16 protein-coding genes are annotated in these 18,441 nt (G+C 71.8%); 7 read left to right on the top strand and 9 right to left on the bottom strand.

From position 1 onward, the window contains the following. Positions 1-18 precede the first annotated feature (18 nt). From FHP29_RS01790 to FHP29_RS01780, 3 genes are all read left to right on the top strand, one after another. Positions 19-588, top strand: coding sequence for a DUF5998 family protein (locus tag FHP29_RS01790; protein ID WP_139621164.1), 570 nt, complete (start codon positions 19-21; stop codon positions 586-588). 4 nt (positions 589-592) lie between these two features. Then, on the top strand, positions 593-1,759 hold the full coding sequence (locus tag FHP29_RS01785) for an alkaline phosphatase family protein (RefSeq protein WP_240044240.1): 1,167 nt from the start codon (positions 593-595) through the stop codon (positions 1,757-1,759). A 126-nt stretch (positions 1,760-1,885) separates the two neighbouring features. Further along, positions 1,886-2,707: a hypothetical protein gene (locus FHP29_RS01780; RefSeq protein ID WP_139621163.1), complete on the top strand. Its 822-nt coding sequence runs from the start codon at positions 1,886-1,888 to the stop codon at positions 2,705-2,707. Here FHP29_RS01780 and FHP29_RS01775 read toward each other — a convergent pair whose 3' ends face one another. After that, positions 2,708-3,385: a thymidine kinase gene (locus FHP29_RS01775; protein ID WP_139621162.1), complete on the bottom strand. Its 678-nt coding sequence runs from the start codon at positions 3,383-3,385 to the stop codon at positions 2,708-2,710. A gap of 127 nt (positions 3,386-3,512) precedes the next feature. Between FHP29_RS01775 and FHP29_RS21955 the strand changes: the two genes are divergently transcribed. Together FHP29_RS21955 and FHP29_RS01765 are read left to right on the top strand one after the other, a co-directional pair. After that, positions 3,513-4,775, top strand: a complete 1,263-nt coding sequence (locus FHP29_RS21955) for a lysozyme family protein (protein ID WP_192903941.1) — start codon at positions 3,513-3,515, stop codon at positions 4,773-4,775. Between the two features lie 36 nt (positions 4,776-4,811). Beyond that, entirely contained in the window at positions 4,812-6,836 is a 2,025-nt protein-coding gene (locus FHP29_RS01765) for a M3 family metallopeptidase (protein ID WP_139621161.1), read from the top strand. Here the strand turns inward: FHP29_RS01765 and FHP29_RS01760 are convergent, their stop codons facing one another. The 3 genes from FHP29_RS01760 to FHP29_RS01750 form a co-directional block, all read right to left on the bottom strand. Then, on the bottom strand, positions 6,837-7,976 hold the full coding sequence (locus FHP29_RS01760) for a PQQ-dependent sugar dehydrogenase (RefSeq protein ID WP_139621160.1): 1,140 nt from the start codon (positions 7,974-7,976) through the stop codon (positions 6,837-6,839). It lies immediately after the preceding gene. Between the two features lie 45 nt (positions 7,977-8,021). Then, a complete protein-coding gene (gene panB / locus FHP29_RS01755; RefSeq protein ID WP_139621159.1) occupies positions 8,022-8,882 on the bottom strand; it encodes a 3-methyl-2-oxobutanoate hydroxymethyltransferase in 861 nt (286 codons plus the stop codon). A gap of 106 nt (positions 8,883-8,988) precedes the next feature. Further along, the gene (locus tag FHP29_RS01750; protein ID WP_240044239.1) at positions 8,989-9,489 is read right to left on the bottom strand and encodes a VOC family protein; all 501 of its coding nucleotides are present in this window, start codon (positions 9,487-9,489) and stop codon (positions 8,989-8,991) included. Between FHP29_RS01750 and FHP29_RS01745 the strand changes: the two genes are divergently transcribed. Continuing rightward, positions 9,455-11,563, top strand: a complete 2,109-nt coding sequence (locus tag FHP29_RS01745) for an NAD(+) synthase (RefSeq protein WP_205013795.1) — start codon at positions 9,455-9,457, stop codon at positions 11,561-11,563. The two genes, FHP29_RS01750 and FHP29_RS01745, sit on opposite strands and share 35 nt — an antisense overlap. Positions 11,564-11,592: 29 nt before the next feature. On the opposite strand, the gene FHP29_RS01740 is transcribed toward FHP29_RS01745, so the two are convergent. Further along, positions 11,593-12,057 carry a hypothetical protein gene (locus FHP29_RS01740; RefSeq protein ID WP_139621157.1) on the bottom strand — a complete coding sequence of 155 codons (465 nt, stop codon included), beginning with the start codon at positions 12,055-12,057 and terminating at the stop codon, positions 11,593-11,595. A gap of 119 nt (positions 12,058-12,176) precedes the next feature. Between FHP29_RS01740 and FHP29_RS01735 the strand changes: the two genes are divergently transcribed. Continuing rightward, the gene (locus FHP29_RS01735; RefSeq protein WP_139621156.1) at positions 12,177-12,827 is read left to right on the top strand and encodes a helix-turn-helix transcriptional regulator; all 651 of its coding nucleotides are present in this window, start codon (positions 12,177-12,179) and stop codon (positions 12,825-12,827) included. Here the strand turns inward: FHP29_RS01735 and FHP29_RS01730 are convergent. Genes FHP29_RS01730 through speB form a run of 4 tightly spaced genes read right to left on the bottom strand, consistent with a single transcriptional unit; the run spans position 12,808 to position 18,317 of the window. Beyond that, positions 12,808-14,016 (bottom strand): serine hydrolase domain-containing protein, encoded by a 1,209-nt coding sequence (locus FHP29_RS01730; protein ID WP_240044238.1) that lies wholly within the window; start codon positions 14,014-14,016, stop codon positions 12,808-12,810. The two genes, FHP29_RS01735 and FHP29_RS01730, sit on opposite strands and share 20 nt — an antisense overlap. 31 nt (positions 14,017-14,047) lie before the next feature. After that, entirely contained in the window at positions 14,048-15,793 is a 1,746-nt protein-coding gene (locus FHP29_RS01725; protein WP_139621155.1) for a biotin carboxylase, read from the bottom strand. Between the two features lie 57 nt (positions 15,794-15,850). Continuing rightward, positions 15,851-17,323, bottom strand: a complete 1,473-nt coding sequence (locus FHP29_RS01720; RefSeq protein WP_139621154.1) for a sodium:solute symporter family protein — start codon at positions 17,321-17,323, stop codon at positions 15,851-15,853. 43 nt (positions 17,324-17,366) lie between these two features. Next, on the bottom strand, positions 17,367-18,317 hold the full coding sequence (gene speB / locus FHP29_RS01715; RefSeq protein ID WP_139621153.1) for an agmatinase: 951 nt from the start codon (positions 18,315-18,317) through the stop codon (positions 17,367-17,369). Between the last annotated feature and the right edge of the window lie 124 nt (positions 18,318-18,441).

The raw sequence follows: 18,441 nt of genomic DNA, 5'->3' as shown, positions 1-18,441 counted from the left end.
TCGTGCGAGGATGCGACCATGACTGACCGGGACCGGAGCGTCGAGCTGAGCGCTGCGATCAACCGCACCGGCTACTACCCGGAGGTCGTCGCCGACGCGGTCGCCGACGCGCTCGCGGGGGAGGCCGTCGTGTCGTACTACGTCCACCACGAGCCGACGTTCGAGCGCGACGAGGTGCGCCGCCACCAGACGGTGATCGTGCTGACGCCGTCGCGGCTGATCCTCGCCCACACCGACGAGCACGCGGGCGACGACCTGCTTCCGGAGCCCTACACCTCCACCTCGACGGAGGCGGTCAGCCTGCGCTCGGTCGCCTCCGTGGTCGTGACCCGGATGACGACCAACCCGACGGCCGGCCCCCGCCCGCCCGCCGAGGCCGTCCTCACCATCGGCTGGGGTGCCGTCAACCGGGTCGACCTCGAGCCGGCCGACTGCGCCGACCCGCAGTGCGAGGCCGACCACGGCTACACCGGGACCCTGTCCTCCGACGACTTCTCGCTGCGCGTCTCGGCCGCGGCCGACGGCGGCGACGCGGTCGGCGGGCTGCTGTCCTTCGCCGCCTCGCTGTCCTCGCTCACCCGGGGCTGAGGCCGTGACCTCGCGGGTGGCCCCAGAGGTGGCTGCGGAGGGGATCGCCGCGTTCTGCGAGCCGGCGTACGGCGTCCGCTCGCTCGGCGACATCGTCCCCGCCGCCGCCCACGCTCTCGGCAGCCCGCTCGGTCCGGCTCCGACAGGGCTGGTCCTGCCCGGCGCGTCGGCGTACGTCGTCTTCCTCATCGACGGTCTCGGCGCCCGGCTGCTGGAGAGGTACGCCCACGCGGCGCCGTACCTCTCCTCCCTCCTGGTGGCCTCCGAGCACGCCACGGCCGGCGTGCCGTCGACGACCTCGACCTCGCTCACCTCGCTCGGGACCGGACTCACGCCGGGCGCCCACGGGCTGATCGGGTTCACCACCCGCGTCCCCGGCACCGGCGACCTGCTCAACGCGCTGATCTGGGACCGCGACGTCGACCCCGTCCAGTGGCAGCCGCACCAGACGGCGTTCTCGTCGTTGCAGGCCGCGGGCGTCCGGGTCTCGGTGGTCAACAAGAGGGAGTTCGACGGCAGCGGGCTCACGGTCGCCGCCCATCGCGGCGCGGACTACATCGGCGTCGACCGCGTCGGTGAGCGGATCGCCGCCGTGGTCGCCGCGTCCGCGCCGGCGCCGCGGCAGCCCACGCTGACCTACGTCTACGACGGCGACCTCGACTGGACCGGCCACCGCTGGGGCGTCGCGTCGAGCCAGTGGCTCCAGCAGCTCGCCATGATCGACCACGAGGCCGAGCAGCTGCGCGAGGCGCTGCCGCCCGACCGCCGGCTCGTCGTGGTCGCCGACCACGGCATGGTCGACGTGCCGGCCGAGACCCGGCTCGACGTGTCCGCCGACGACGACCTGCGCGCCGGCGTGGCCCTCGTCGGCGGCGAGGCGCGCTTCCGCCACCTCTACTGCCGGGGCGGCGCGGTGCCGGACGTCGTCGCCACCTGGCGCGAGCGCCTGGGCGAGCGGGCCGAGGTGCTGACCCGCTCCGAGGCGATCGGCCGCGGCTGGTTCGGCGCCGTGGACCCGTCCGTGCTGCCGCGCATCGGCGACATCGTCGTCGCCTGCCGGGGCGACTTCGCGGTGCTGTCCACCGACGGCTTCCCCTACGAGAACAAGCTGATCGGCATGCACGGCTCGCTCACGCCGGACGAGATGCTGATCCCGGTGCTCGTGGACTGACCGGACCTACCGCAACCGTGGGTGCGTCATTGCTGGTGAAAGGCTCGGGCACCCGCCCAACAGGGCTGATGAGACCGTTCGGCGAAACAACTGACAGGGTGCGCCCCAGGCCTTAGCGTCGCTGCCATGAAGACCCTCCACTTCGTGGCAGCCCTCGGCGCTGCCGTCCTGCTCCCGCTCACCGTCGGCGTCCCGGCTGCCCACGCCGACGAGTCCTTCTCGGGCACGATCGACGGCTCCGAGCCCGCCAAGATCTTCACCGAGCCGATCGTCGCTTCTGACCAGTGCGACCCGGCCGGCGACCCCACTCTGACTCCGGTGCCGTTCGACGTGGTGGAGTACACCTCGCAGACCACTGGGCCACGCCGGATCGTCCTCACGGGCTCCGCCGAAGGCATGTCCACGGTGGAGCCTTTCGCGATCTACGCCTACCGCAACGGCACCTGCGTAGCCGCCGACTACCCGACCGACGCCGACACGGCCGAGGTCGCCGAGGTCGATGCCGGAGTCCTCGACCTCGACAACGTCGTCTTCGCTGCCGGTGACAAGGTCCGGATCGAGATCATGTCGTTCGAGGTCCCTGTCGCCTGGAAGGTCTCGGTCCTTCAGCCTGGAACCGCGTCGTCGGCGGCGCCTGCGGTCGGCAACGGCAGCAAGTACACCGGTCTCAGCCCTCAGATCGACTGCGCCATGCACGCGAGTCCGGTCACCTTCACGAAGAAGCTCGCCAAAAGGGTCGATGACGTGAAGTGGGTCAAGATCAAGGCCAACGGCGCCACGCTGAAGAAGCTCAAGGGCAACAAGCTGGCCAAGGTCGCGAAGAAGGCGAAGAAGGGTCAGCCCTACGTCGTGACCGGGATCCCCTCCGCGACCACGCAGCTGATGGTGCAGATCAAGTTCGAGAGCGGCAAGAAGAAGACGCTCTCGCGCTCGTACAGCCCCTGCTGATCAGACGAACGGCAGCGGCTCGGGTGACAGGCTGACGGCCCGCGCCCGGGCCGCCGTCATGCCGCGGCGGTGGTGCTGGCGGCACAGCACCTCGTAGGCGACGTCGACCTCGGCCATCTCGTCGATCCGGGCGGGCGGGTGGTCGGCGGGGTCGACGTCGCCGACGACGATCACCTCGCCCTCGGTCACCATCACGCCGTCCTCGGTGCGGGCGTTGTGGGTGGCGCGCTTGCCGCACCAGCACAGGGCCTCGACCTGGAGCACCTCGGTGCGGTCGGCGAGCTCGACCAGCCGGGCCGAGCCAGGGAACAGGCGCGTGCGGAAGTCGGTGAGGATGCCGAAGCAGAACACGTCGATCTGGAGCTCGTCGACGACCTTGGCCAGCTGGTCGATCTGCTCGGAGGTGTAGAACTGTGCCTCGTCGCAGATCAGGTAGTCGATCCGGGCGCCGCGGGTGAGCGCGTCGACGGTGTAGCGCCAGAAGTCGAAGTCGGGGGCGACCTCCTCGGCCTCGGCGACCAGGCCCAGGCGCGAGGACACCATCGCGGTACCCGCACGGTCGTGGCTGGTGAACAGCCGGCCGCGGCGCCCCCGGGTAGCGTGGTTGTGGTTGGTCTGCAGTGCCAGCGTCGACTTCCCGGCGTCCATCGTCCCGGTGCGGAAGATCAACTCGGCCACCGGGGCATCCTCTCACCCCATCCTCGGCGGCCTTCGGGCGGCGCGTTGGAAAAGACTTCTGGATTCCCCTGCGCGACGGCCGATTCGGTTCAACACTGGACGTCCCAGACCAGGAAGCAGGTGGACCATGGGGGTCGCCGCCGGACCTGCCGGGCGTCGTGTCCGGCGGGTCGTCACCATCATCTCGGTGCTTGCGGCCATCGCCGTCGTCCTGACCACGACCGGCGTCGTCGGTCGGCGCCCGACATCCTCCCCGGAGACCGGTCGCACGACGGCCGTGACGGCTCCGGAGAGCCCGGCACCGCCGGCCGTGGCCGCGCCGCCGGTCGCCGCCGAGCAGGGCTTCGCGGCGGCCCCGGCCGTGGTGGTGCGCAATGTCGCGACCACGGGCGTGGAGGTGGAGCGGCTGGCCGACGCGCCGGTCGCGGCCGTGGCGGCGTACCAGCGGGCGGCGACGGTGATCAACACCGCCGCGCCCTGCAACCTCGACTGGATGGTCCTCGCGGCGATCGGCCGACTCGCGACCAACCACGGCCAGGGCGCAGATCTCCGGCACGAGGTCACGATCGAGGGCCGGGTGCAGCCCGCGCTCGTCAGCCGTCCCCTCAACGGCCGCGCCGGACGCAGTGAGTTCTCGGACACCGACGGCGGTGCGATCGACGGCAACCCGCGCTGGGACGCTCCGGTGGGCCCGATGGCACTACTGCCCGAGACCTGGTCCCGCGTCGCGGTCGACGCCGACGCGGACGGCGTGCGCGACGTCCAGGACCTCGACGACGCCACACTCGGCGCGGCGGTCCTGCTCTGCGCCAGCGGCAAGGACCTCGCGCGCCCCAAGGCACTGCGCAAGGTGTTGCGCTCCTACGACGCGACGCCGCACTTCGCGCGGACGGTACGGCGCCTGGTGGAGGACTACCACGCCGAGACCGTCACGATGTCCGCGCTCGTCGGAACCCTCGGCCTGCCCGTCTCCCCGCCGCCGGCGTGCGGGTGCACCGGTGTGGAGGAGGCGCTGGTCCGGGCCGGGGCGGCGTTCGACTTCGTCGCGGCGGCTCCGGTCCCGACGGCCGAGGTCCCGGCGACCGGGGTGCCGGCGGCCACGCCTCCGCAACCCGAGCCCCAGCCCGAGCCCCAGCCCGAGCCCGAGCCCGACCCCCAGCCCGAGCCCGACCCCCAGCCCGAGCCCGCCCCGGAGCCGCAGCCCGAGCCCGCCCCGGAGCCCCAGCCCGAGCCGCAGCCCGAGTTGCAGCCCGAGCCGCAGCCCGAGCCCCAGCAGGAGCCCGACCCCGAGCCCCAGCCCGAGCCGCAGGTCGACCAACTGCCCGCCGACCAGCCTCCGGCGACGGAGCCGACGGGCGAGCCCGCTCCCGAGGACGTCCCGACCTCCTAGGCCAGATCTCCTGGGCCCGTCTCCTAGGGTGAGTCCGTGACGGACGCACTTCTCGGGATCAGCGACCTGCCGCACCAGCTGCCGCGGTTCGACGCCATCGACGACCGCGACTACGCGCCGGCGATCGAGGCCGCCATGGCCGAGCAGCTGGCCGCGGTCGCTGCGATCACCGCCGACCCGGCGGCGCCCACCTTCGCCAACACGCTGGTTCCGCTCGAGCTCAGCGGGGTCACCTTGGCGCGGGTGCTGCGGGTGTTCTGGAACAAGGCGAGCTCCGACGCCAACCCCGAGATCGACGAGATCCGGGCCGCCTTCGCGCCCCGGCTCGCGGCACACGGCGACGCGGTGCTCCTCGACCCCGCGCTGTGGCAGCGGCTCCAGGCCGTCGACGCCGACCGGACGGGGCTGGACCCGGAGGCGGCGTACCTCGTCGAGCGCACCGTCACCGAGTTCCGCCTCGCGGGAGCTGCCCTCGGCGACGAGGACAAGGCGCGGCTGCGGCAGCTCAACGAGGAGATCTCCAGCCTGGAGACCGCCTTCGAGCTGGCGCTGCAGGCCGACAGCAACGACCTCGCGGTCGTGGTCGACGAGCCGACCGAGCTCGACGGCCTGACCCCGGGGGAGGTGTCCGCCGCCGCTGCGGCCGCGCAGGCGCGGGGTCTCGGGGACCGCCACCTGCTGACCCTGGTCCTGCCGACGGCCCATCCGCATCTGGCGTCCCTCACCGACCGCGCGCTGCGGCGCCGCCTCTCCGAGGCCCAGCGCAGCCGGGGCGGGCGTGGCGGCGAGCACGACACCCGCGCCATCGCCCTGGACATCCTGCGCCTGCGCGCCGAGCGGGCGCGGCTGCTCGGCTTCGAGAACCACGCCGCCCTGGTCACGGCCGACAACACGGCGGGGACACCGAAGGCGGTGCGCTCGCTGCTCGAGCGGCTCGCGATCCCGGCCGCCCGCAACGCCCGCGCCGAGCAGGACGCCATGTCCGAGCTCGCCGGCTTCCCCGTGGAGCCCTGGGACTGGCCGTTCTACGCCGAGCGCGTGCGCAGCGCTCGGTACGACGTCGACCTGGCCGGGCTGCGCCCCTGGCTCGAGGCCGAGCGGGTCCTGCGCGACGGCGTCTTCTTCGCCGCCGGGCGGCTCTACGGCCTCACGTTCGCGGAGCGCCCGGACCTGCCCGGCTATCACCCGGACGTGCGGGTGTTCGAGGTCAGCCGCGACGGCGTCCCGATCGGCCTCTACCTGCTCGACCTCTACACCCGCGACAGCAAGCGCGGCGGCGCCTGGATGAGCAGCTTCGTCACCCGGTCGGGACTGCTCGGGATCGACTCGTCGGTCGTGGTCAACAACCTCAACGTCCCCAAGCCTGCCGACGGCGAGGCGACCCTGCTGACCTGGGACGAGACCCGGACCCTGTTCCACGAGTTCGGACACGCCCTGCACGGCCTGCTCGCGCGGGCGACGTACCCGAAGTTCGGCGGGACGGCCGTCTTCCGCGACTTCGTCGAATACCCCTCCCAGGTCAACGAGATGTGGATGGTGTGGCCCGAGGTGCTCGCCCACTACGCCGTGCACCACGAGACGGGCGAGCCGGTCCCCACCGAGGTCATCGACCGGCTCCGCGCGGCGGAGACGTTCAACGAGGGCTTCGCGACGAGCGAGTACCTCGGCGCCGCGCTCATCGACCTCGCCTGGCACGAGCTCGGCCCGGACGAGGTGCCCACCGACGTCGACGAGGTCGCCGCCTTCGAGCAGCGCACCCTCGCCGCCGCCGGGCTGGACAATCCCGCCGTGCCGCCGCGCTACTCCACGCCGTACTTCGCCCACTCCTTCAGCTCGGGCTACGCGTCGGCCTACTACTCCTACATCTGGAGCGAGGTCCTCGACGCCGACACGGTCGCCTGGTTCCGCGCCAACGGCGGACTGACCCGCGAGAACGGCGAGCAGTATCTGCGCCACGTCATCGGCATCGGCGGCACTCGCGACCCGCTGGAGTCCTACGAGGAGTGGCGCGGGCGTCCCGCCCCGATCGAGCCGCTGCTGGCGCGGCGCGGCCTGGGCTGATCAGGCCGGCCGCACGCGCAGCACCTTGTCCCGCCCGTCGCCGTTGTCCGTGGTGACGAGCAGCGACCCGTCGGGGGCCGCGGTGACGTCGCGCAGCCGCCCGTAGCCGCGCAGCGAGCGCGGGGCCCGGGTCCAGCGGACGCGACCGTGGTCGTCGAGCTTGACGAACATCAGGCGGTGACCCTTGAGCACGGCGACGGCGAGGCAGCCGGTCAGCCGGCCCCAGCCCGCGCCGGTCACGAAGTCGGCGCCGGAGGGCGCGATCGTCGGGTAGCCGGAGCGCCAGCGCGCCGACTGCTGACGTCCTGGCAGGCCGTGGTCGGTCATCGGCCGGGACTCGTCGTACCCGGGGCCGGGCTTCCAGCCGTAGTTGCGGCCCGGCCGCAGCAGATTGACCTCGTCGTCGCGGTCGGTGCCGTGCTCGACCGACCACAGGGTGCCGTCGGGGCGCTGGGCGAGGCCCTGCACGTTGCGGTGCCCGTAGGTGAGGAGGTAGCGCCGCTTGCCCTGGCGGTCGGCCCACGGGTTGCGCGGATCCGGGGCGCCGGTGAACCGGTCGAGGCGCAGGACCTTGCCGGCGAGCGAGCGGCGGCTCTGGGGGAGTCGGGAGCGCTTGGCGTCGCCGGTGCCGACCAGCAGGGAGCCGTCCTGGGCGATCAGCAGCCGGCAGCCGCCGTGCTGGCCGGTGCGGCTCGTGGGCAGGCCGGCGACGAGAGGGCCGGCGAGGGTGGCGGCGCTCAGCCCGGTGTCGAGGGTCCACGCGTTCACCCGGATGTCGTGGCCGCCGTCGTCCGAGCGCCATCCCGAGCACGTGTAGATGCGGCGGTTCGACGTGAACGCCGGGTCGACGGCGAGCCCGAGCAGACCGGTCTCCCCGCGGCTCCACACGCGGTCGGAAGGGAAGGCCAGGTCGCGCTGGATCCCCGAGGCGGGGTCCACCAGGGTGAGGACCCTCCGGTCGCGCTGGGTGACGAGCAGCTCGCCGGACGGGAGCACGGCCACCTCCCACGGGTGGTCGAGACCGCTGGCCAGCACCTCGACCCCGAAGGCCGCCGCGCGGGCGGGCGCCGCCGTCAGCGTCGATCCGAGGAGGCTGACGGCGAGGGCGAGGGCGATCAGGACGGCGGGACGCGCACGCATGAGGCGACGGTACGCCGTCCCGCCGTCCTCAACCGGTCGGGCGGATCAGAAGGTGTGCTCCGCCGCCGGGAAGCTGCCGTCCTTGACCTCGGTGTCGTAGGCGCGGGCCGCGTCGAGGAGAACCGAGCGGAGGTCGGCGTACTGCTTGACGAAGCGCGGCATCCTGCCGGTCCGCAGTCCGAAGGCGTCCTGCCAGACGAGGACCTGCCCGTCGCACTGGTTGCCTGCGCCGATGCCGATCGTGGGGATCTCGAGCTTGGCGGTGACCTCGGCGGCGACGTCGCCGGGCACCATCTCCATGACGACCGCGAACGCTCCGGCCTCCTGGACGGCGAGGGCGTCGCGCAGGACCCGCTCGGCGGCCTCGCCGCGGCCCTGCACGCGGTAGCCGCCGAGCGCGTGCTCGGACTGCGGGGTGAAGCCGATGTGGGCCATGACGGGGATGCCGCCGCGGGTCATCCTCTCGATCTGGGGGACCATCTCGACCCCGCCCTCGAGCTTCACGCAGTGCGCGCCGCCCTCCTTCATGAACCGCGCGGCGGTCAGGTAGCCCTGCTCGGGCGAGGCCTGGTAGCTGCCGAACGGCAGGTCGCCGACGACCAGCGCACGGGTGACCGAGCGGCTGACGGCGCGCGTCAGCGGGATCAGCTCGTCCACGGTGACCGGCAGGGAGGTCGCGTTGCCGAGGACGTTGTTGGACGCGCTGTCGCCGACGAGGAGGACCTCGATGCCGGCCTCGTCGAAGATCTGGGCGGTCAGCTGGTCATAGCTGGTGAGCATCGAGAAGCGCTCCCCGCGCTGCTTGAGCTCGCGCAGGTGGTGGGTGCGGACGCGCTTGATCGGCGCGGGTCCAGGGGCGGTGCCGTCGCCGTACGGCGCGGTCTCTTCGGGGGTGGTGCTGCTCATCGTCGAGCTCCGTTCTGGGTGACTCGCGGCCCTGGCGGGTCCACGTTCGTTGACGGGCAACCACGAGGCTAGTCCCGCACGACCGCAGCGCGCGCTGTGTGCTCGCTCACCTCGACGCGACGCCGGGCCCGGCGGCGTCCGCGGCCGCCTCGAGGTCGGCGACGACGATCCGGCGCATGCCCAGCAACGCCCGGCTCGCCGCCGTGGCGCGGGCGGGAGAGGGGTCGGTGAGGAGCTCGTGCAGCCGGGCCGGCACCACCTGCCACGACAGTCCGAACCGGTCGGTGAGCCAGCCGCACACGGACTCCTCGCCGCCGTCGGCCAGCGAGTCCCAGTAGTAGTCGACCTCCGACTGGTCACGGCAGTTGATGGCGAACGCCGACCCGTGGAAGGGCAGGTCCGGTCCGCCGTTGACGCCGCGGAAGGTGAGCCCGTCGAGGATGAACTCCCCGGCCAGCGGTCCGAGATGGGCGATCGAGGAGTTCGGGAAGATCGCGGTGTAGAAGCGGGCTGCCTCCTCCAAGCGGTCGTCGAACCACAGGCAGGGCTGGATGTGGCCGCTCGCGATGGTCATGGCGTGCAGACCGGCGTCCGGACGTCGATTCATCGTGCTCCCTACACTCGGGTCCGTGGACTTCTACTCGGCCTATGCCCACGGGTTCGCACGCGTCGCGACGGTGACCCTGCCGGTCGCCGTCGCTGACCCCGCGACCAACGCCGCCCGCACCCTCGAGCAGGCGCGCGAGTGCCACGAGGAGGGGGTGACGGTCGCGGTGTTCCCGGAGCTCGGTCTGACCGGGTACGCCGTGGACGACCTCTTCCTGCAGGACACCCTGCTCGAGGCGGTCGGCGAGGCGATCCTCGACCTCACCGTGGCCTCGGCCGAGCTGCGACCGGTCCTGGTGGTCGGCGCGCCGCTGCGCGTGGGCAACCGGGTCTACAACTGCGCGGTGGTCATCCAGGGCGGTCGGGTGCTCGGCGTGGCTCCGAAGTCCTACCTGCCGACCTACCGCGAGTTCTACGAGGCGCGGTGGTTCGCGCCGGGCGCGGCTGTGCGGGGTGGCCGGATCGAGCTCGACGGCGCCGAGGTCCCGTTCGGCAACGACCTGCTGTTCGAGGCCACGGACGTGCCGGGCCTGGTGCTGCACGTCGAGGTGTGCGAGGACATGTGGGTGCCGATCCCGCCGAGCGCGGAGGCCGCGCTGGCCGGGGCGACCGTGCTGGCCAACATCTCGGGCAGCCCGATCACGATCGCGCGGGCCGAGGACCGGCACCTGCTGGCCCGGAGCGCGAGCAGCCGGTGCTCGGCCGCCTACCTGTACGCCGCCGCCGGCCAGGGCGAGTCGACGACCGACCTGTCCTGGGACGGGCAGACCATGGTCTACGAGCTGGGCGAGCTGCTGGGGGAGTCCGAGCGCTTCCCGGACGGGCCGCGTCGTACCGTCGTCGACGTCGACCTCGACCGGATCCGCCAGGAGCGGATGCGGCAGGGCACCTTCGACGACAACCGGGTCGGTGCCGGTGTCGAGGAGCTGCGGAGGATCGCCTTCGAGCTGGATCCCCCGGCCGGTGACATCGGGCTGCGCCGCAAGGTCGACCGCTACCCGTTCGTTCCCGACGACCCGGCGCGCCTGGCCCTGGACTGCTACGAGGCCTACAACATCCAGGTCTCCGGCCTCGAGCAGCGGCTCGCGTCGATCGGTCAGCCCAAGGTCGTGATCGGTGTCAGCGGGGGTCTCGACTCGACCCACGCGCTGATCGTCGCGGCCAAGGCGATGGACCGGCTGGGACGCCCCCGCAGCGACATCCACGCGTTCACGATGCCGGGCTTCGCCACGGGCGACACCACGAAGTCCTACGCCACCCGGCTCTCGCAGGCGCTGGGCTGCACGTTCGAGGAGCTGGACATCAAGCCCGCCGCGCGCACCATGCTGGAGGGGCTCAAGCACCCGTTCGCGCAGGGGGAGCCGGTCTACGACATCACCTTCGAGAACGTCCAGGCCGGTCTGCGTACCGACTACCTGTTCCGGCTGGCCAACCACCGCGGCGGGATCGTGCTCGGCACCGGCGACCTCTCCGAGCTGGCCCTGGGCTGGTGCACCTACGGCGTGGGCGACCAGATGTCGCACTACAACGTCAACGCGGGCGTGCCCAAGACGCTCATCCAGCACCTGATCCGGTGGGTGATCGACAGCAGCCAGCTGCACGGCGGGGACTACGACGATGAGGCGGACCTGCTGCTGCGCGAGATCCTGGAGCAGGAGATCACCCCGGAGCTGATCCCCACCGAGGAGGGCAAGAAGCCGCAGGCCACCGAGGACTCGGTCGGTCCCTACGCCCTGCAGGACTTCACGCTCTTCCACGTGATCCGGCGCGGCTACCGGCCCAGCAAGATCGCCTTCCTCGCCTGGCATGCCTGGCATGACCAGGCCGTCGGCGAGTGGCCGCCGGGATTCCCGGAGGAACGGCGTACGTCCTACGACCTGGCCACGATCCGGCAGTGGCTGGAGGTCTTCGTACGGCGCTTCTTCAGCAGCCAGTTCAAGCGGTCGGCGCTGCCGAACGGGCCGAAGGTCAGCCCCGGCGGCACCATGTCGCCCCGCGGCGACTGGCGGATGCCGTCGGACGCCAGCCCGGCCGCGTGGCTGGCCGAGCTGGCGGCCAACGTCCCCGCCGACTGAGACCCCGAGCGCACCGGGCGCATCGACCGCTACGCCTCCCGGCGGTGGTCCCCGCGCATCATCCGTGCCATGCAGAAGCAGCACGCGGCCAGCGCGACCATGCCCAGGCCGAGGTAGGCCATCTGGTCCACGCTGAACAGGTTGACAGCCAGCAGGACGAACCAGATCCCGAGTACGTCCCCGCCGAACTGCGGCACGGCGGCGACGAGCAGCCCGATCAGGAGCGTGATCGCGCCGAACCACATCACCGCGTCGGCTGCGTTGCCGGGCAGGAGGTTGTCGGCCCACGTCGAGATCGAGCCCTCCCACGTGGTGCTGTCGGTGACGAGGTTGGTCATCATGTCGAGCCCCCACAGGACGGGGAGCGCGACGAAGGTCGCCCAGAGAGCCACGCGGCTCTGGTGGACGGCGTCGACGGTGGCGAAGTGCGTGAGGTCGTGCATCTCCTCGCGCATGTCGTGGGTGAGGTGGTCCCACGCGTGGGTGCTGGCCATGGTTGGCCCCTTTCTCGAGCGGTCCCTTGTTTGTAAGGGACATCACGATTGACGGTAGACCTGCGACGATCTTTCGACAAGACTCGTGTCCGGTAGAGGCGCGGGGGAGGGAGCAGGTCATGGACGAGGCGTTCGGGCAGCGGGTGGCACGCGTGGGCGCCCTGGCCGATCCGGTACGACGCGCGCTCTACCGGTTCGTCGCCGAGCAGCCGGGCGCGGTGAGCCGTGACCAGGCCGCGAGCGGGGTCGACGTCCCGCGCCACACCGCCAAGTTCCACCTCGAGCGGCTGGTCGAGGAGGGCCTGCTCGTCACCGAGTTCCGCCGGCTGACCGGGCGCACCGGGCCGGGCGCCGGTCGGCCCGCCAAGCTCTACCGCCGCTCACGACGGGAGCTGACCGTCAGCGTCCCGAGCCGGCGCTACGACCTGGCCGGACAGGTGCTCGCCGACGCCGTGGAGCGGACCCTGTCCGGCACGCCGATGACCGACGCCCTCGCCGCCGCCGCGGACGACGCCGCCGACGCGGTGACCGGTGCGCAGCGAGCGGTCCTGGAGACGCTCGCCCCGCTCGGCTACGAGCCGCGGACCGAGGAGGGTGCGATCTGCCTGGCCAACTGTCCCTTCGACCGGCTCGCGCAGGACCACCGCGACCTGATCTGCGGGGTCAACCGCACCTTCCTCACCGCCCTCGCCCGGCGCTCGGACGCCACCATGGAGCCGGTCGCGCCGGGGCCGGGCTGCTGCGCGCGGATCAGGCCAGCGCGGCCGTGATCGCGTCGAACGCGGCCAGGGTGCTGAACAGCTTCCACGGGTGCTGCGGCTCGGGCCAGCTCGACAGCTTCGCAGCGACGACGCCGGCCGGACGGTTGACGTAGATCATCTGCCCGTGGATGCCCAGGCAGAGCAGCACGTCGGAGCCGGCGTACGGCAGCCAGACCTGGTTGCGGTACATGCCGCCCGGCATGAGCGTGGCGGTCGGGCTGCTCGCGAACGCCTCCCGTGAGTCGACGTCACCGGTCAAGGTGTCCTCGACCCACCAGGCCGGGAGCACCTGCTCGCCGGTCAGCGACGCCCCGCCGTGACCGAGCAGGTGGCCGAACCGGACGAGATCGCGCAGCGTCGCGCAGATCCCGCCGTCGAACATGCCGGACCCGACCGAGTCGACGCCGATCACGGCGTCCTCCTCGGCGCCGATCCGCGACCACAGCAGGGCCGACATCAGCTCCGGCATCCGCTGGCCCGCGGCGGCCTCGCAGACCCATCCCAGGACGTCGGTCTCGCCGGAGCGGTACTCGAACGGCCCGCCGTGGGGGCTCTTCTGCTGCAGGGTGACCAGGAAGTCGTACATCGTCGACGGGACGCCGGGGCGCGTGCGCGGAGCCCAGCCGATCGCCTGCTCGAGGACGCGGACCTCGGCCGCCGGGTCGAGGTAGTCCTCCGAGAAGTGGATCCCGGAGCGCATGTCGAGCAGGTGGCGCACCGTCGCGCCGGAGTACCCGCTGGCATCGAGGGCCGGGACGTACGCCGTGACCGGCTGCGCCGGGTCGAGGACGCCCTGCCCGGCCAGTGCCCCGGCGACGGCCCCGACGAGCGACTTGCTCACCGACATCAGCAGGTGACGAGTGCCGGGCGCCATGGCGCGCGGGTAGTGCTCGGTGAGCACGCGTCCGTGCTGCGCGACGACCCAGCCGTCGGTCTCGGTCGCGTCCATGATCTGCCCGGCGGTGAGCACCCGGCCGTCGGCGAGCAGGACCTCGACCGCCGAGAGGGCCGGCGGCGCCTCCGTCGGCGTGCCGGAGAGCAGGCCGAGATCGGCGACCGGACCCACACCGCGCTCGATGCGCGCCGTGGGGAAGAGATCCTCGATGTGCTGGAAGGACCAGTCGAGGAAGCCCGCGGTCTGCCAGTTCTCGAGGGTCACGCCGTCCGTGACGGGTCGGTCCGTCTGCTCGCCTAACACCTCATGGATGCTAGTCGCCTGCTCCGCCGAACTACCCCTTGCCAACGGAGCCGACCGAGGTGAGATCGGTCTCGCCGGGACCCGCCGACCCCGCCGGCGGCATCATCGGCGTCCCGGAGTACTGCGCGCGGATCGAGTCGATGAGGTGCCGGGCCCGGATGGTCAGCCCCGCCGGTTCGCCGGGACGGCCGGTCTGCAGCCGTCCCTTCGTGACCAGGACGCCGAGGTCGGCACCCTTCCAGCGGTAGTCCCCGGGCCCGTAGATGCGCAGGAAGAAGGCCTCGCTCTCGTTCTGCAGCTGGTGCCAGTCGAGCGCCGCCCGCCGGAAGACGAGCGCGCCGGACGCGTCGAGCGTGTACTGCCCGGTCGGCGCCGCCGTCCCGATCAGCTCGACCACCGGCGAGGTCTCCTTGATGATCATCTGCGACCAGAGGTCGACGGCGGCGAGCTCCTGCCAGCGCTCGTTGATCTCGTCGACGTCGAGGTCGATCTCGACGTCGAGGTATTCGAGCAGGTGGAAGAGGAAGAGCGGTACGTCGGCGTACGCGCCGGCGGTGACGTTGGTGATGGCCGACGCGCCGCTGATCCGCGGGTTCAGCTCGCCGAGGTAGACCTCGTCGGTGTCGACGTCGACGAGCACGTCGACCTCGAAGAAGCCGCGGTAGCCCTCCTGGCCGAGGCGGTCGCCGAGGCGGCGGACCAGGTCGGCGGCGCGCGCCCGCAGCTCGCCGGTCAGCACCTCGGGGTACATCTCGTTGCCGCACCAGCCGCCGCGGTAGGGGGTCAGCTTGCGGTGCCCGGTCAGCTCGGACATGAACGGACCGACCACCGTGCCGCACGACGTCAGCACCGCCTCGACGGCGACCGGACGGTTGTCGATGCGCTTCATCACCTTGACCTCCTCGCCGACGATGTCGTCGGCGTGGGCGGTCCAGTCGGCCTCGGACGCGATGAAGAAGGTCGTCTTGCCCGAGTCGCCGTACGCCGTCTGCACGACGAGGTCGGTTCCCAGGCCGGCGTCCTCGGCGGCCGCCACGAGCTGGTCCCACGAGTCGACGCTCGCCATCACGTTGGGCACGCTCGGCACGCCGACCTCGTTGCCGAGGCGGGTGGTGACCAGCTTGGAGTCCAGCCGGGTGCGGAGCTCGGCCGAGGGCAGGATCAGGTCGTAGCCGAGCTCGTCGCAGATCCGCTCGGTCTCCTCGTCGAAGAACACCATCGCGATCTTCGGCCGCTCGCCCGTGCCCGTCTGCGCCTGGCGGGCCGCGATGAACGCCCGCACCTCGGCGTTGCACAGCAGCCAGTTGTTGATGTCCTCGCCCGACTCGAACTCGACGTAGGGCTTGTTGGTGGGCGTGAACACCCGCGGGTGCGCGCCGTCCCACGCGTCGTAGTAGGTGACATAGGTGAAGTTGCGCACCCACCGGTCCAGGCCGAGCAGGTTGAACGGCGTGGCGCCGATGAAGTAGACGGGAACGTCGTTGGTGCGGAAGAAGTGCCGCACCTCCGACATGTTGCGCAGGGTACGACGACGGGGGACGGGCGGCGCCGCGGGAGCGAACGCCGCGTCGGTGCCCAGGGTCGGGACCGGCTCGGTGCCCGGCGGCTCGTGGTACTCCTCGACGGGCTCGGGGGTCACCGGCTCCGGTGCCGCCTTCTTGGTCGTCCTCGGGGCAGGTGCCTTCTTGGCCGACGTCTTCTTCGCGGTCGTCTTCTTCGCGGTGGCCTTCTTCGCGGTGGCCTTGGCGGCGGGACGACGAGACGGTGGGGTGCTCATGGGGGACTCCTTCTTGCCGGTTGGGAGAGAACGGTGACGAACGGTGACCGGGATCCGTCAGGCCGGCTCGGCGGCGGGCACCTCGGTGCTCGTGCCGGCGTTGCGAGCGTCCCACTCCGCCATGACCACCGGGTCGGTGGGCGGGGTGAGGAGGCTGGTGACGATGTAGGAGAGCGCCGAGGCGGCCAGGCCGTAGTAGATCGGCTCGTTGGCGTAGATGTCGCCGACGATCAGCATCGTGGCGAGGGTGACCGCCACGCCGACCCCGATCGAGACCAGGGCGCCCCGGTTGTTGCCACGCCGCCAGACCAGGCCGCCGAGGATCGCGACGAGGAGGCCGCCGACGAGGATGTCGTAGGCCACGGTCAGAGCGGCCACGACGTCCTGCAGGACGCAGGCGAGGGCGATCATCACGATGCCGAAGGCGATCAGGTAGAGCCGGTTGCCGGTCACGTGGTCGTGCTCGTCGCCGGTGTCCTCGTGGCCGGCGGCGCCGCGGATCAGCTGGACGATGTCCTGCCGGGCGACCGTCGCGCTTGCGATCAGGGCCCCGCTGGAGGTCGACATCACCGCGGCCAGCGCCGCGGCCAGGACGAGCCCGGCGAGCACCGGGTTCAGCGCGAACTCGACGAAGGCCGCGAAGGCGTCGTCCTTCACCGCGGCGTCCCCGGCCGGCAGCAGGACGCGGGCGGACATGCCGATCACGGAGCCGGCGAAGGCGTAGGCGAGGCAGTAGACGCCGGCCGCGGTGCCGGCCCAGCGCGCCACCCCGGGGGTCTTGGCGGTGAAGACGCGCTGCCAGATGTCCTGGCCGATGAGGAGCCCGAAGGTGTAGATGACGAAGTAGGTGATGATCGTCTGCCCGCCGATGGCGGTGAGGTCCGTGCCGGAGTGCCCGGTGACCTTCTCGAAGCCTTCGGTGACGCCGCCCCAGCCGTCCGCCTTGACGAGGGCGACCGGGACCAGGATGAAGAAGATGCCGATCGTCTTGATGAAGAACTGGACGAAGTCGGTCAGCGTGATCGACCACATGCCGCCCAGCGCGGAGTAGAGGATGACCGTGCCGCCGCCGATCATGATGGCCGGCACCTTGCCCATGTCGAAGAGCACCGAGAAGATCGTCGCGTAGGCGATCGTCGAGGTCGTCGCCAACATCAGGGTGTAGGCGCACATCACCACCCCGGACAGCACGTGCGAGCCCGGCCCGTAGCGCAGGGTCAGCATCTGGCTGACGGTGTAGATGCGCAGTCGCTGGATCCGGTGGGCGAAGAGCAGGCTCAGCAGCAGGATGCCCATGCCGATGCTGACCACCAGCCACATGCCCGACAGGCCGTACTCGTAGCCGAGACCCACGCCGCCGATCGTCGACGCGCCGCCGAGCACGATCGCGGCCATCGTCCCGCCGTACAGCGCCGGGCCGAGGCGACGCCCGGCCACCAGGAAGTCTGACTCGGTCGTCGCCTTCGCCTTCCCGACGAAGCCGAAGCCGATCATGCTGATGATGTAGACGATGACGATCGCCTTGTCCATGACGCCGTCCTTTCGCGTCGGTCCTGCGGATGGGGGAGAGGGATCAGATCGCGGCGTTGCGCGCCACCACGGAGAGCAGCTCGTAGGCGACGTGGCTGGCCGCGATCCCGGTGATCTCGGCATGGTCGTAGGCGGGCGCGACCTCGACGATGTCGGCTCCGACCACGTTGCGGCCGACCAGGGCGCGCAGGGTGTGCAGCAGCTCGCGGCTGGTGAGCCCGCCGGCCTCCGGGGTGCCCGTGCCCGGGGCGTGCGCCGGGTCGAGGACGTCGATGTCGATGGACACGTAGACCGGACGGTCGCCCAGGCGGGCCACCATCCGCTCGATCGCGGTCGCCAGCCCGTCGGTCTCGTAGTCGTCGGCGCGGACGATGGCGAAGCCCAGGGCCGCGTCGTCGGTGAGGTCCGCGGCGTCGTAGAGCGGGCCGCGGATGCCCATGTGCAGGCAGCCCTCCGGGTCCAGCAGTCCCTCCTCGCTGGCGCGGCGGAACGGCGTGCCGTGGGTGTACGGCGCGCCGAAGTAGGTGTCCCAGGTGTCGAGATGCGCGTCGAAGTGCAGCACCGAGATGGGTCCGTGGGTGCGGTGCAGCGAGCGCAGCAGGGGCAGCGCGATGGTGTGGTCGCCGCCGAGGGTCAGCACCCGGTCGGCCCGCTCCTTCAGCGCGTCCGCGCCGCGCTCGATGCCGGCGATCGCATCCTCGAGGTCGAAGGGGTTGACCGCGATGTCGCCGGCGTCGGCCACCTGGAGGGTCGCGAACGGCGAGACGCCCAGCGGCGGGTGGAACGGGCGCAGCAGCTTGGACGAGGCCCTGATGTGGCTGGGACCGAAGCGGGCTCCCGGCCGGTACGAGACTCCGGAGTCGAAGGGGATGCCGACCACCGCGACGTCCGCGCGGTCGACGTCGCGGATCTCGGGGAGGCGGGCGAAGGTCGACGGCCCGCAATAGCGGGGCACCTGCGAGGCGTCGATCGGTCCGACGGGCTGCTCACTCATCTTCACCCTCCCGGGTCGTTCGGAGCCGTCCGAGCATTCTGTGAGCCAGGTCACCCCGCGCGCTATCGCCAGACCGGCACGGTGAGACGGCGACGGCCTGCCACTGTGGCGGGTGGTCGGGGTG

Origin of the sequence: Nocardioides albidus (assembly GCF_006335005.1) — a bacterium.
Lineage (GTDB): Bacteria > Actinomycetota > Actinomycetes > Propionibacteriales > Nocardioidaceae > Nocardioides > Nocardioides albidus.
The sequence above is the reverse complement of the archived record's forward strand: the minus strand, read 5'-3'. Positions and strand labels throughout refer to the sequence as shown.